The organism is candidate division WOR-3 bacterium (assembly GCA_016867815.1).
Taxonomy (GTDB): Bacteria; Hydrothermota; Tepidihabitantia; order Tepidihabitantales; family Tepidihabitantaceae; genus UBA2258.
In genome coordinates this window covers 1-14,511 of sequence record VGIR01000017.1, presented here as the reverse complement: position 1 = coordinate 14,511, position 14,511 = coordinate 1, and the positions used below count along the sequence as shown (strand labels likewise).

The following is a 14,511-nucleotide window of genomic DNA, read 5'->3' as shown; positions in this document are numbered from 1 at the left end:
AACTAGCCACAGCGTCGAGGTCCTATATCCGTTGTCTGGCGTCGAGCATTTAGCGTATTGCATGTTGCGTGATTTCCTCGCGCCATTCTAGTCGGCTCCTCCTCAAACGCAAGTAATCCGCCCGTCTTCGGTTCCTCGGAACGTCAGAGAAATCACGACATCTTCTGTGAGATTGAGGTGATCACGCGACGCGCTGTGGTTTGACACGCAGGAAGTGCAGCCTATCCTCTTGAGGAGGAATTGCCAGTGAATCGCAGACAACTCCTGATCCGCTTGGTCGATGGCTCGCTGAACAATGTCCCGTTTGCAGACATGGTCAAGCTGATCGAGGGATTCGGGTTCAGGCTCCGAAGAACCAGCGGCAGCCATCATATCTTCGCGCGCGAAGGCATCCCCGAGCTCATTAACCTCCAAGATGCGCGAGGTCAGGCGAAACCGTATCAGATACGACAGTTCCTGCGGTTGGTGGAGAGGCACAATCTGAAGCTTGAGGAACAATGATGAAGGATTATCACATAAACATCTTCTACAGCGAAGAAGATGGCGGATACATAGCCGATATCCCGGACCTTGATTCCTGCTCGGCGTTCGGCAGCACGCCTGAGGAGGCGCTAGCCGAGGTCGAGAAGGCCAAGGCTGCTTGGCTGTCGGCTGCCAAGCGCCTGCGCAAACCGGTTCCAAAGCCGCGCTATCGGCCAGCCATCTACCAAGTCGCCCCGGTTGGCGTGTCGAGATAGACGCACGACTCAGATACCGCTTCTCAACATCACCCGGCCGGACTGAGTAAGCTGGTCGGTCCGATGCGGATGCGCACGACGTGGCTTTCAATAACAGCTGCGCTGCTATCCTCCATGACAGTCGTCACGGCGCTGGCAGCGGACCAAGAGCCGGACCTCACCAAGAAGATGCGGGAATCTCATCGACGCAATCTCCCCAGCTACATCAAACAGCTTCATCAGCCAGCAGCGCAGAACTCGACATTCAGGTATGAGCAACTGATGCAGTGGATTGCCAGCTCCCGGGACCCGCGGGCAATACCGACGATGATTGAGATGCTGTCGGACACCGGGGCGCGGCAGACGCGCGATGCTCTGCTGATCGCTGCGGACTTCCTCGGCAGCATGGGAGCAAGGAGCGCTATTCCCGTCTTGAAGCAGAATCTCACTCTGGAGCGCCGTTTTGCGGCCCGGGCAACAGGCGCCGGAAACACACTGGTGATGAACAGAGCTGTCCAGTTGGGCGCGGCGGCTGCGCTGTTCCAGCTCGGTGATTTGCATGCAGCACTGCCCGTGTTCAGATCAGTGCTCGCGCTGGGAGATAGCGATCCCGGAGCGATTCCATCGAACGCCTTCCGGGCCGTCGGCACGTCCATCGACGCCTACCGTGACCGCCCCGAGGACCTCGACACTATCTATCGATACTTCCGAAAGGCGACGCAATCTCGGAACCCTGAGCTACGCGCGGGCGCAGCTTTGCGTCTGGTTGGCACGGACACGGAGTTGGCGTTCGAAGTCGCACAAGAAGTCCTAGGGCTCCGGCAGCCGAAGAGTGAAGATGATGTCCTCCGGTGGTACTACGTGTCGGATGCTCGACGGAAAGCCGTGAGCGTACTTAGGGCGATCGGCGATGACCGCTCAAGGCTGCTGCTAAAGGGTCTCGCCCAAGACAGCGAGGAAAGCGTGAGAGTAGCCGCAGGGTGCGCGCTCCGTGAGATTGAGCAGAGGAAGTAGGACATTTATGTGCTCACGCCCGAACGAACAGGCATGCCTTCATCAAGCAGCGTCATTGACATCAGCGGTTGGGATGTCTAGAATTCGCACGATGACGACCGGACGCATCAGGCTTCTCACGTTCCTGTTCATCATCCCGCTGGCGTTGCTGTCTTTCGGCTGCCGCAAGAAGCTGTCACAGGGCTGGTTTCCGCTGGAACTCGGTAGCAAGTGGACGTACAGACTCACGAGCGCTGGCGATACCTGGGACTTCAGCGTGACTGTGACGGAGGTCGGCGAGGTGAAGCACTACGCGAAGGCGGTCACCGACAGCGGGGTAACGCTTGCGAACGTCTTCCCCTTCAACAATCTCGACGGCGATACTTCCTGTTTCTACACGGTGAGCGGAGATACCACCTGGCTCGGGTCCAGGGGCGGACTGACGCCCCTTGCGGTAGTGGTGCAGCCCTTGGATTCGGTAGCGGTATGGCGTTGGACCTACGCGCTCTGGACCGACTCGGCAGTAGTGGCTGGGAAGACGGACGTTATCCTGCCGGCCGGCACATTCAAGAACTGCTACGAGGTGAACTACTACGGACTGCTCGGGCAGTTGTACTATCGGGTGTGCTATGCGAAAGGAATAGGCGCGGTGAAGGGTGAGGGCTTCACGTCGCCGACGTGGAGGTTCGAGCTCAAGTCCGCCGACCTGCCGTAGCGCTTTCGGGTTCGGATAGTCCAGAGCTCAGAGTCCAGAAACCAGAATCCAGAGATCAGAATCCAGAGATACGGACGGCAACTACGGATGGACGGATAGTCGCCCGGACAGCCAATCCTCCGTCTCTCACCCCAGTCCCGACTGCTAGCCGCCACGCAGCTCCGCGAATTGCCCTGTAGATAGTCGAACGAATCGCCCTCCAAGCAGTCTCGCAGGTTGTCGTACAAGTGACCCGCTAGGCGACACTCGGGGCTGCTGAACAGATAGCGGATAGAGCAGAAATCGGGGTAGCGCAGGGCGTTGCGTCCCGAAGCGCGTTCCGAACTGGCCTGCATTTCGCTTTCTCAATCACCCCAAGAATAGCCGTCTGAATGGCTTTCGGGACTCACTCCCAGACAACACCGCAGACCGCCCTCCGGGCCGTCCCCGGAGCGACCCCCAGGCCGACTCGCATAGCGACCCCAACCTCCTCTGATACCGCGTCTTATCCCCCATTCATGCCATTGACCCGCATGAGTCCTATTGGTATCATGCGGTCAATATGAGCAGGTCGAAAGAGATGTTCAGGTTCACGCCCGAAATGGGATTGAGGCTGCGCGAACTCCGGTTCCGAGAAGGCATGACCCAGCAGGAGCTAGTGGTACTGATGGGGAGGCAAGGCAAAGGCAATCACCAACTCATCGGCAAGGTGGAGCTTGGCAAGGCCCCCTATCCTTCTCTCGGCTTTGTGGCCGACTATCTGCGGGCGTGCCGGGCCTCGTTCGCCGACATCGCCGACCTGCTCAATGCCTATACCTTTCAGCCCACCGTGCTGGAGCAGCGCGGGTACAAGCGGGTGCGGAGCCTCGCCAAGAAGCTGTCGTGGCGCGTGGCCGGAGCGGTCGAGAAGTACGACCATCACGTCCTGCGGGCCAAACTGACAACAGAGCCGGTACGCAAGCGACTTGCCCGCGTCCGGGCGTACGCGCGAGGCCAGGAAGCGCAACGCCAGCTGAATCGGCTGGTGGAGACTGAGCTCTCGTCCGCCGGCATCAAGCCGGCCTCAGTCGAGGCGGCCTGGACGCGAGTCTACGCGAGGAAGCTCTGGCGGTTACTCACTCGCAGCAAGGACGAGCACAAGCTCAAGCCCAAGCTTGAGGAACTGGAACGCTGGACGGCAGACATCGGGATCGAAGCCCTGCCGGTTCGGGCCACACTCCGCGAACGAATCACCGCGCTGGTCGACGAGAGTATAGCTCGGACCTAGCCAGAACTACCCCCGCCGCCCGCAACGTTTGGTGGATGCAAAGGGGCGGGCTTTCGCCCGCCCCTCCCTGTATCCTGTCTACTGCATTCTGTCTACTTGCCGCTCACCTCGCCACCACCGCCTTCTTCACCGCCCGGAATCCCGGCGTGTCGAGGCGATAGAAGTAGACCCCGCGCGGCACCTACCTGCCATGGCTGTCTCTCGCATCCCAGCTCACCGTGTAGAAACCTGTGTTTAACTATCCGCTCGCACGCGTCAATACCAACCAGACACTGTGCCCTCGAGATCCCCCGAAATCCCGGGACGAGCAGATGACGTTACCCCTCCGAAGTTCATCTCGTGGCGGGCGCAATCCGCGCTCGCACTAGTCGCTAAATTAGTTAGAATAGGATACTTACGCGCTGTGTTGGTCTTGCGCTGTCTTCCTTGACACACAGAGAGAGAGAGAGTATATTAGGCCTGCAGTCGGACAAACAAGACCCGGCTGTAAGGAGATAAGGATGTCAAGACATAGCCAAGCGACACTGGCGCTGGTTCTGCTGTGCGCCGGGTGTCTTCTGCCTCTGGCGACGAACGCCTTTGCACTGGAGGGCGTCGAGGCCGTCGAGGAGGTGTGGGAAGATAGCATCGCGGCAGAGAACTACGTGGCCGCGACTGGGGACTTGGTCAGCCAACCCCCTCAAGTCCCGGAGGGAATCCGGGGCGGCGTGCGGTATGAGGACTGGTCACCGGCACACTGGTCATGGGTAAGGGGCAGAGCCGAGGACGACCCGGATATCAAACGATGGGTTCATACTGCCTGGTGGTCGAATCACATACATCCCTACTACAGCAACTGGTACGTCATGAACAAGAACTACGACTACATCTACATTCCTGAAGACCACAAGTACTACATGTCCGGCATGTGCTGGAGTCCGCCGGTTATAGAGCACTTCCCGTCTCAACCGTACGATGAACCACCCGTACCTGAAGGCGCAGGGGCCGCCACGGTCTCGCCAGTCTACTTGACTCCAAAGGAATACGGCCGCGGGCCGGGGCAGACGCTCGCGATGGAAGTCAACATATGGCTTCTGTACGGGCTCGCCTGGTAGCGTGATGGGCTAGTCTGGATGGGAGGGCGCGGATTCGTCCGTGCCCTCCCGACAGGACCATGATCACAACACTCACTCTGGTACTGACTGCCGTAGTAAGCCTAGCTCCTGATTCCAGCGCCTGCCGGATGATTGGCCGGTGGCCCTTCGGCGCAGGTGAGATGCCACGGGACCTGGTGAACGATACACTCGCGTATGTCAACGCCGGCGGTGGCCTGATTATCTTGAACGTGAAGGACCCTGGCAACATTGCCGAGGTCGGTGAGCTTCAGACCCCCGGTCTACCGCTCTTCTTCTCCGTCCACGACACGGTGTTGTGCGTGGGCGAGGACGAGGCAGGCGTCGCGCTGTACAGCATATCCGACCTGTCGCGGCCCTGGTTTCTCGGGCGTTGCCGAATACCGGGCCGCTCCTTCGGTACTGCCTTTGACGGCAGGTATGCATATGTCGCCTGTTCCGACGGCGGAGTGCGGGTGGTGGACTTTGTAGACCCGGGGAGTCCGGGCGAGGTCGCCATGCTGCCCGTTCCCAGTGGGGCGGTCTGCGTGGAGTTGCGCGGGGGTCTTCTCTACGTGTCTGCCAGAACAGGCGGCGTCAGAGTTGCTGACGTCTCCGACCCGCTGAATCCCTGCGAAATCGGCGCGTACGAGCTTAACGGTAGCTATGCTCAGAGCTTCAGGGTCCGTGACTCTCTGTTGTACGTTGCGTTCGCCGAAAGCGGTCTCGTTGTGTTGAGTGTTGCGGACCCGACCAACCCGGCCAGATTGTCGTCGTCATTTGGAGCCGGGTGGTGGATGGACGGACTTGCCATCTCCGGGGACTTTGCCTATGCAACGATTGCGAATCCTCCCCAGATCAAGGTAGTCGATGTCAGCGACCCGGCGCACCCCTACCTTGTATCCACATACCGGCCGCCGCGTAACATGGCGTTCTACGGGATCGCTGCCAAAGCGAGTCTGTTGTACACAGTCCTGGAACGGTCGGATCCCAAAGGAGGGTTTCGGGTCATTGACGTGTCCGACCCCGCAAGTCCGGCGCTGGCCGGCTCATTCTCGTTGCCGCTCAACACCGAGGTGGTGGTAACGGTCGACACGTTCGCATTCGCGGGCGTGAAGGGCGGCGGAGTCGAGGTCTATAGCATTGCCGATCCGTCCAACATCTATCTGCTGGGTGAAACTGGCGACACTTCTCGAATAGGGCGTCTATTCGTCGAGTGGCCATATGTCTACGCTGCAATCTACAACAGTAACTTCTTCCAGGTCATCGACGTCTCGGACCCGCGAAATCCGGTGATCATCGGTCTGATTGACAGTCTGGGCTATGGGCACGACGTTGCGGTTCGGTCTGGTCTTGCCTACGTCTCGGTAGGAGAGTATCTGCGCATCATCGATGTCTCCGCGCCAGCTCAGCCGACGCAGGTCGCCAAGCTCAAGCTTCCCAACAGCGCGTTTGGTCTGGACCTATCCGGTAACTACTGCTACGTAGCCGACTGGTACGGAGGAATCCAGGTTGTTGACGTCTCGGATCCGACGAACCCGGTGATCGCCGCCTCCTGTCCGACTCCATACGCTGCGGCCGTCGATCTCGTTGTGCGCGGTGATTACGTCTACTATTCGGATGTTCAAGGATTCGGCATCCTGGACGTGAGCGATCCGCGCAAGCCGAATCCGGTTGCATACGAATCACTGCCTCTGCCAGCCGTGAGTTGGGGCATCGACGCGATGTCCACGATGGTCTTCGTGGCACTCGGCGACGACGGCCTCGGCGTCTACGATGCTACAGACCCGGCACATCCTATGCTGACCGGATACTACAACACGCCGCGCTGGGCCTATCACGTCTCCGTGCGGGACAACATCGCCTACGTAGCCGATCTCGCCGGTTTCTGCATAATTCAGTACTACGGACAAGGAGTTGAGGAAGGCGGAATCTCGAGCAAGATGCCGTCCGACCTGAGAGTGCTCGGCACGGTTGCCGCCGACATTCTGCTGCTTGACTTGGGTCCCGCCCACGCGCAGTGTCAGGTCGCCATTCTGGACGTAAGTGGCAGAGCCAGGTGCACACGGAACTTCACGGCGGCCGAGGTCGGACAGGGCAGAGTCACGCTCGATGTCTCCCGACTGCCTGCCGGCGTCTACTTCGCCGAAGTGCGCGGCCAATCCCAGCGCAGGCCGGTCAAGTTCCTGCTCGCGCGATAGGACGCCCAACGCCGGCCGTCGCCCGCTAGCGCTGCGGACCGCCGGCCCCGCCGCCCGTACCTTCCTGCTCGATTCCCTCGCCCGCCCGCATCTTCGGGTCGAGCTTGAAGTTGTTGAAGTTGTAGCTGAGCGCCAGCGAAACAGTCAAACCCTCTGTACCGTAGGACGTGACCGTACGAAACCCCGCACCGTCTGTCTTCCAGTTCTGAATCCGAGAACCGAGCAGGTTGCTGAGGCGCAGGGTGATCGAAAGCGCGCGGTTGAACAGACTCTGTTTCACCGCCAGGTTGGCGCCGAGCCATCCATCGGACCTGCTCGTGGCGGTGATACTCGGACCCGAGTAGTAGCCGTTGAGCTGGACCTGCGTGTTCGTTGCCGGACGAAATGTCAGGTTGGCCGAGCTGCTCCACGTGAATGTGCTGCGAATGGAATCATCACCGAGCAGCGCCGCAATCTCCCGGTAGTCGTAGAAGTCCCCGGTCACGTACGCGGTGAACCACTTGAATGGAGACACGTTCGCCGTCACCTCCACGCCGACTGAGCGGTCGCGCCCGACGTTCTCTGCCGTCTGGCGCAACACTGTCGGGTTCGTCGTGTCCCGCCGGTTCACCCACTCGACTATGTCGGTTGTAGTCCGGTAGTATGCCTCAGCCGACAGGAAGTTGGCTCCGAACGGAAGTTCGCACCCCGCCTCCCAGGAATTGGTGAACGAAGGCCGCAGCAGTGGATTGCCGATACTCACCCAGTTCTTGTCGTACCACAGCTCGACCGGGCGCAGGTACCAGGCGTCGGGACGGTCTATGCGACGCGAGTAGCTGGCCGTGACCTGCTTGCCCGCGCCCAGCCCGTAGCTCGCGTGCAGGCTCGGGAAATAGTCCCAGCGCGTCACCGGCCACGTCGTGTCCATGTCCGTTACTCTGACGACCCGGGTTCCGTACTCGCCCCTCAGCCCGGGCTGCAGGCCCAGCTCGCGCCAGCTCCACGAGTACGTCGCATATAACGACTGGATGCTCTGGCCGCCGCCATACTTGTGGCTGGAACGCGCATCCCGGACCCAGGCACGCGTCGCCGTATCGTAGAGGCTGACCTTCAGGTCCTGGTCCGTACCATCCAGCCGGCTCTGGAACCCGGCCTCGAGCTTTTCCTTCTGCCGCAAGGGCAGCGTGTAGCCCAGGTCGAGGCTGGCGCGGGTCATCGGGCCCAGCTCGTCGCTGCTGCGCCCGCCCGTGGTGTCTCCCCCAACCGAGTCCATGTCGGCATTCGCCGAGTAGCTGCCGCCGGTGTTGTTCACAACGTATGCGCTCGCCGTCAGCTTGTGCCCGCTCGTGTCGAAGAGATGCTCGTGGTCGGCAGTGAGGAAGTAGAAGAGCCGGGAGTAGCTCCAGTTGCTGGCGACGCGGTAGCGTCGCGAGGAATCGCTGGGCAGAGACTCGAATCGGTCCGAGCCGGATACGGTGAGGCCGTCGAAGCTGCCGAACCGTCCGGAGATGCTCGACTTGTCACGGGGACTGAACGTCAGGTCAATCCCGGCCCGGCCCGCGCCGGTAATGCCGGACCAGCCGCCCGCGCCGACGCTGGTTCTGACATATGTGTCGGCCGCACCGAACATCCACGTCGAATCCCCTGAGTTCCAGTCAGAGGTGTAGCGGCGGACATTCCCGCCGGCGTACACGTTGGCTATTCCCCGCTTGTAGCTGAGCAGGGCGTCGACGCCGTAGCGGCCCTTCAGGCCCGCGTTCGCATTGACCAGCGCGCTGGTTCCCCGGCCCTTCTGCTTCTTGAGCAGGATGTTGACTATGCCGGCAGCGCCGTCCGGCTCGTACTTGGCCGAGGGGTTGGTGATGATCTCTATCTTGTCGATGGTCTGGGCCGGAGTCTGCTTCAACACCTCGTTGGGGTCGAGCAACGTCGGCTTGCCGTCAATCAGCACCTTGAAGTTCGAACTGCCGCGCAGGGTAACGTTGTCCTCGATGTCCACCTTCACCGACGGCACGTCGCGCAAGGCGTCAACGGCTGTGCCCGACGACGCGTTGGGAAGTCGGCTGACGTCAACGACCTTCTTGTCAACCTGGTAGCTGACTGCCGGCTTCTCCGCCGTCGCCTCGACACCCGGGACCGAAATGGGCTTCAGCTCCAGCCCGATTTGGCCCAGGTCTACCTGTGCCCCACTCGTGACCTCGATTTCCTTCACGGTTCGGTCGCGGTATCCGATAAACGAGAGCTCGACGTAGTAGCGCCCCGGCCTCACTCCGTCGAGCCGGAATCCGCCGGCCTTGTCCGTAACGGTGCCGCTTACCTGCGTGCTCTCCGGCAGAGAGTAGAGGACGACGTTGGCGTACTCCACCGGTTCTCCCTGGGATGCGTCGAACGCGCGGCCCCTGATTGTGCCGGCCCCCTGGTCCGCGCCCGGCTGCGCCTTTAAGACGCCGGCCAGGCAGAGCAAAACGACCGCGTACATATTGCGCCTCTTCATGGACGCAATCGTACCCGCTTTCCCGGTGCTGTCAAACCGGCAAGCCGGCCCCGCACCCGGTGCTGAACCACAGAGATGCCGGGAACACTAGTAGCCGGAGGCAATCAAGCGCCGGATCCTCTTCGTGCTTCTGTCTCTTCGTGGTGATCTCTTGTATCGGATTCAGGGACCAGGTCATCTTCGCCCGTCCTCCGCAGAGTTTTCCCCGCCGCCGTGTCTATGCTATCATATGAGAATGGAGCATTACAGATACCGGCTGCCTCTGGCAGCCGTAGTCATTCCGGCCCTCTTTGTGGTCGGCAGTCTCTTCGCACAACCCGGGCCCGGCACCGGCAGCCCCCTGGCCGCGGGTTCGATAAGCGGCCAGGTGTATGACGCCGACTTGAACGTGCCCATCGAGTATGCGAACATCGTACTGCGCAGCCTGCCCGACAGCTCGCAAGTCAACGGGACCATTACCGACAAGTCCGGCCGTTTCACTCTGCCCGGCATTCGCCCGGGCCGCTACTTCGTGGAGATATCGTTCATCGGCTACCGCACGAAGACCGTGAGCGACATCGCCGTGGGTCCGTCCGCGACCCGCGACCTGGGACGGACCGACCTCCGGCAGACCGCTGTCGCCGTGCAAGGCGTGGAAGCCACCGCCGAACGGCCGAGGCTGGAATACCGCATCGACAAGAAGGTCGTGAACGTTGCCTCCAACCCCTCGGCGCAGAACGGCACCGCCGTGGACGCGCTGGAGAACGCGCCGGGCGTCAAGGTAGACGTGGAAAACAATGTGACCCTGCGGGGCAGTGGGAGCTTTACGGTACTGGTGGACGGCAGGCCCTCGCTGCTCGAGTCGAGCGAGGCGCTGCAGCAGCTTCCGGCCGCGACCATTGACCGGATTGAGATCATCACCAACCCCTCGGCCAAGTACGACCCGGAAGGCGTGTCGGGCATCGTCAACGTGATCCTGAAGAAGCAGCGACAGAGCGGGCTCTCCGGGATGACCACCGTCACGGGCGGGCTCGACGACAAGTACGGCGGAGACCTGCTCATGAACTGGCGGGGAGGCACGACCTCGGCCTTCTTCGGTGCGAACTACAACAACATGAACTTTCCCGGCACGCGGACGGTGGAAAGCTGGACCCGATCGGGAGACACTGTGACCCACCTGAACTCAGTCGGGACGGGCAAGTTCGGGTTCAGGAACTATGGCCTGCGCGCCGGTACTGACTTCGCACTGGGCCGGAATGACAGGATGAGCCTGGGCGCACGCTGGGGCGTGCGTGGCGGTGGACGAAGCCAACTGGCAGACTACCTGCGCTGGTCCGAACCGGGAACCGACACCACCTACTATCAGGGCAGCTCGGTCTCGGGACGCGGCGGCACCAACCTTTCCGCCAACTTGGACGAGACCCACACTTTCGGCAAGCCCGGGCACGAAATCGCCTTGCGTGCTGACTACGGTCTCAACGACCGAAGCACGGATGACACCACCGAGATGCGCGACAGTGCGGGTACCATCACCTCCGGCCGGCACACTACCGACGCCGGGCCTGAACAGCGGCTGGGCATCCGGCTCGACTACACGCTGCCGCTGGGCAAGAACGGGACGCGCGGCGGGGCCCGGGCCGGCGTCTCAGGCCAGTCTGGTCCGGGACCGGGCGGACACGGACCGGGACATGGCGGGCCGATGTCGGGAGGACAGGGAGCGGGGACGAGCAGCCGGAGCACGACCGAGCCGATGCTTGAGGCCGGATACCAGGGGAGATTCAACTGGTCGCAAGAGAATGTCAGCACCTACGAGTACGTCACTGATTCAGGCTACCTGCTGCGACCCGAGTACAGCTACGGCTCGGACCAGCGGGATAACGTGCAGGCGCTCTACTCCACCTTTTCGGGCAGCATGAAGAAACTCGGGTACCAACTCGGCCTGCGCGGCGAGTACACGGACCGGGCCATCGGCGTCCGCGAGTCCGCTTTCAAACTGACTGCCTGGGACCTGTTCCCTTCGCTGCACCTTTCGTACAACCTGCCGGCCGACCTGCAACTGATGGCCAGCTACACGCGGAGAATTGACCGGCCGCACGGCTGGGATCTGGACCCGTCCGAACACTGGATGGACGCCTACAACGTACGGCGCGGCAATCCGGCCCTGAAACCCGAGTACATTGACTCCTACGAAGCCGGCCTGCTCTTTCCGTTCGGAGAGAACCGGGTCTCGCTCGACGGCTACTACAGAGCAACTCACAACGTGAGCGAGGACCTAGTGTCCCTCTATCCGGGCAAGCCCGGCGTGATGCTCCGCACTTCCGAGAACGTTGGCACCGACTACGCGCTCGGCAGCGAGCTGTCGCTCGACTACTCGCCGTTCCGCTGGTGGAGTCTCTCCCTCGGCGGAGATGTCTACGACTACCGTCTGGAAGCGACTATCCGCGACACCGTGGAGGTGAAGACCAGCTTCAACTGGAACGCGAACATCTCGAGCGACTTCACCTTCCCGACCGGCACGCGTATCCAGCTTCGGGCCCAGTACGAAGGGCCGTCGGTCGAGGCACAGGGAAAAGAAGGGGCCAACTTCTCTACCGGCATCTCGGCCCGACAGGCGCTGTTCAGCCGGGCACTGGTGCTGACGCTCTCGGTGCGTGACCTTTTCACTACCTCGGGTCACAACATGACTTCGCGGGGCGAGGGATTCTACAGCCACTTCAGCTTCCAGCGCAAATCGCCCGTCATCACCGCGGGCCTGACCTGGAACTTCAACAACTACAAGCCTGACCGCCGCCAGCGCGACGAAGGTATCGAGGAAACCCAGAACGGCGGCGAGTTCGGGCCATAGCCGCTCGGCATTGTTGGCAACCGGGGCAGGCTCACCCCTGCCCCGACTCTCTGAGGTCAACCGTCGCTGACCCATGCCCGCGCCTGCCTGACCCCAAGCCCGCTCCGCGAGCCCGAGCACCGACGTGTCGTCCGATTGCAGGCTCAAACGACCTCGCGCCGAAGCCACGGTTGCGTCTCGCGAAGCACGCCACGTTGTTCCTTACGAAGTAACGGCAGACGTATCGTTAGCTGGGTGTTCGCTTGCGTTGGCAGATGTGTCCGTAGCTGAACAGCGAGCTGTATCTCAAGCTGAATCTCGACCTGAATCCGTCGCTGTACCGCGCGTTGTTCGAGAAGTCGTACCAACTGCTGTTCCAGCAGTTGTTCGCGGCGTTGTTCGGCTCGATGTTCGTTGCGAAGTACCTCTGGTTGTGGGTTCAGTTGTGTCTCGCGCCGTGTCGGCGGAAGCAACTGGGGAGGCGGCCTGTGGGCCGTGGAGTGGGCGGCAGAATTGTGGTCGAAGAACGGTCTACCGCTACATATAGATGACCGCCAGATGCCTTCCTTCCCCCTCTCCTCGCCGGGGAGAGGGTCGGGGTGAGGAGTCCAGCGAACTGGCGACTCCGCAGGGACAGGACCTACGCGCGAGACCGGCTGCCGGTCAAAGCACCCGCACCGGAACCGCGGCGTTCACTTCGGCCCTGACTTCAGCACTTAACCGCGAATTCGGCCGGCGACTGACTACGCTACTCATCTCGCGACTGAAAGCGCGAGTGAAAGTACAGATCATGGCGCAACTGACTACCGAACTCGACCCCAGACTGACTGCGGCGCTGATGGCGCGGTCAACTGCGGCCTTGGTTGCCGCGCTGACTCCGGCGTTCTACCCCGCGTTGGCCGCAGCGATCTGCCCGGAACTGAAATCCGGGTTAAGTCCTTGATTGACTGCCACTTTGATAGTAGCAGTGAGCGCGGCCTTGAATCCCGAGGTCACTCCCGGATTGACCCCCCTATTGCCGACTCGAGTCCTGGGTAGATCGGCGCGTTTGGCGCTGAAACCAAGTCAGGACCTGCAACGTCGATCCGTGATTTTCGCCTTCTTTGGCAGATAACAGAATAGGAGGTTACGTTGAGACGCCTCCAAGTCTCTAGTCCAGTAGATGGTATGTTCCGCAACCCCGGCCGGAAGGCCGGAAAGGAGAGTATCCATGTCAGATGTAACTCGCAGACTCTCGCGCTGGCAGGCGAAGTACTCGCCCGAGATCGCTGCGCAAACAACCGCCCGTATCTATGCCGACATGAGCGACCGCTACCAGGCTTCGCTGGTCGCATTGTGCTCGATGGAAACTGAGACGAAGCAGGTGCTTTCCGCCAGCGGCATCGACACGATGTTCATCGTCTTCTACCTCGACTTCGCCCGGCAGCTCTTCCGCCTCTCGCACGGCCGGGCTATCTCCGGCCCGACCCTCGCGCGGGAGGCCCAGGTGCTGCTTGAGAAGTGGCAGAATCGCGGTCTCAGACCCGAGGTCCTCGCCGCGATCCGCACCGACGTCTTCAGCGTCCCCGCGCCGACGCCGTAGCCGCGGCGCGCTGATGTCGGCCGCGTGGTAGCTGAGCCAATGGCCGCCCGCAGCAACGCGGGCAGCCTTTGGCCCGAAGGACGCTTGGCCTATTCGGTCAGGACAATCTTCCGCACGGCTTGTGCTTGAGCTTGCGCCTGTGTTTCTCTCACGAAGTAGACTCCCGGCGCCAGCGCCCGGACGTCGTTCGCGCCGGGGTTGAGGTCAAGCACCTTCCGACCGCTGATGTCCAGCAGCGAAGGCTCGAAAATGGGTACAGTCCCTGAAGGTACAGTCCCCATTTTCGGCAGGAACAGGACGTTGCGGACGACGGTTGGGCTGTTGTTCGTCGCTCGCAGTTCGGCGTTCGACATTTCCTCAGCGACGCCAGGCGGAAGGCTGTTGGTCGAGAACCAGATCTTGCCGTCGGCCGTCCAGACCACGTAGACGTGCCCGGCCGAGTCGGCGACGATCTCCGGGTACCAACGTCCGAGTCTGGCTGTATCGACGTTGACGACCTCAAGGTTGGACCAGGTGACGCCGTGGTCCGACGAAGACGCGTAACATATGTTGTGGCCATGTGCCGTATCTTTGACCATCAGCGCGGTGTGGACGCGACCGTCGCCGGAGATGGCAAGTGTTCCGCTGTAGTACAATTCATGAAGAAAGTCGAGACTAGTAACTGCTACGGGACTGCCCCAGGAATCGGCCT

Annotated in this window: 12 protein-coding genes; 10 read left to right on the top strand and 2 right to left on the bottom strand. The window is 61.5% G+C overall.

Annotation, left to right across the window (positions count from 1 at the left end; translation table 11 throughout):
- Positions 1–246: 246 nt before the first annotated feature.
- From FJY68_04210 to FJY68_04180, 7 genes are all read left to right on the top strand, one after another.
- Positions 247–501, top strand: coding sequence for a type II toxin-antitoxin system HicA family toxin (locus tag FJY68_04210; protein ID MBM3331040.1), 255 nt, complete (start codon positions 247–249; stop codon positions 499–501).
- Entirely contained in the window at positions 501–737 is a 237-nt protein-coding gene (locus FJY68_04205) for a type II toxin-antitoxin system HicB family antitoxin (protein ID MBM3331039.1), read from the top strand. The genes FJY68_04210 and FJY68_04205 overlap by 1 nt, the downstream gene beginning before the upstream one ends.
- A gap of 114 nt (positions 738–851) precedes the next feature.
- On the top strand, positions 852–1,730 hold the full coding sequence (locus FJY68_04200) for a hypothetical protein (protein MBM3331038.1): 879 nt from the start codon (positions 852–854) through the stop codon (positions 1,728–1,730).
- Between the two features lie 91 nt (positions 1,731–1,821).
- On the top strand, positions 1,822–2,424 hold the full coding sequence (locus tag FJY68_04195) for a hypothetical protein (GenBank protein MBM3331037.1): 603 nt from the start codon (positions 1,822–1,824) through the stop codon (positions 2,422–2,424).
- A 541-nt stretch (positions 2,425–2,965) separates the two neighbouring features.
- Entirely contained in the window at positions 2,966–3,670 is a 705-nt protein-coding gene (locus tag FJY68_04190) for a helix-turn-helix domain-containing protein (GenBank protein MBM3331036.1), read from the top strand.
- A 500-nt stretch (positions 3,671–4,170) separates the two neighbouring features.
- On the top strand, positions 4,171–4,764 hold the full coding sequence (locus FJY68_04185; GenBank protein ID MBM3331035.1) for a hypothetical protein: 594 nt from the start codon (positions 4,171–4,173) through the stop codon (positions 4,762–4,764).
- A gap of 59 nt (positions 4,765–4,823) precedes the next feature.
- Positions 4,824–6,962, top strand: a complete 2,139-nt coding sequence (locus tag FJY68_04180; protein MBM3331034.1) for a hypothetical protein — start codon at positions 4,824–4,826, stop codon at positions 6,960–6,962.
- A gap of 25 nt (positions 6,963–6,987) precedes the next feature.
- Here the strand turns inward: FJY68_04180 and FJY68_04175 are convergent, their stop codons facing one another.
- The gene (locus FJY68_04175; GenBank protein MBM3331033.1) at positions 6,988–9,435 is read right to left on the bottom strand and encodes a TonB-dependent receptor; all 2,448 of its coding nucleotides are present in this window, start codon (positions 9,433–9,435) and stop codon (positions 6,988–6,990) included.
- A gap of 229 nt (positions 9,436–9,664) precedes the next feature.
- Here FJY68_04175 and FJY68_04170 point away from each other — a divergent pair, with 229 nt between their 5' ends.
- The 3 genes from FJY68_04170 to FJY68_04160 all read left to right on the top strand — a co-directional run bounded on the left by FJY68_04170 (position 9,665) and on the right by FJY68_04160 (position 13,820).
- The gene (locus FJY68_04170; GenBank protein MBM3331032.1) at positions 9,665–12,259 is read left to right on the top strand and encodes a TonB-dependent receptor; all 2,595 of its coding nucleotides are present in this window, start codon (positions 9,665–9,667) and stop codon (positions 12,257–12,259) included.
- Positions 12,260–12,585: 326 nt separating this feature from the next.
- Entirely contained in the window at positions 12,586–12,789 is a 204-nt protein-coding gene (locus FJY68_04165) for a hypothetical protein (GenBank protein MBM3331031.1), read from the top strand.
- A 659-nt stretch (positions 12,790–13,448) separates the two neighbouring features.
- On the top strand, positions 13,449–13,820 hold the full coding sequence (locus tag FJY68_04160; protein MBM3331030.1) for a hypothetical protein: 372 nt from the start codon (positions 13,449–13,451) through the stop codon (positions 13,818–13,820).
- 89 nt (positions 13,821–13,909) lie between these two features.
- On the opposite strand, the gene FJY68_04155 is transcribed toward FJY68_04160, so the two are convergent.
- A complete protein-coding gene (locus tag FJY68_04155) occupies positions 13,910–14,455 on the bottom strand; it encodes an exo-alpha-sialidase (protein MBM3331029.1) in 546 nt (181 codons plus the stop codon).
- Positions 14,456–14,511: the final 56 nt, after the last annotated feature.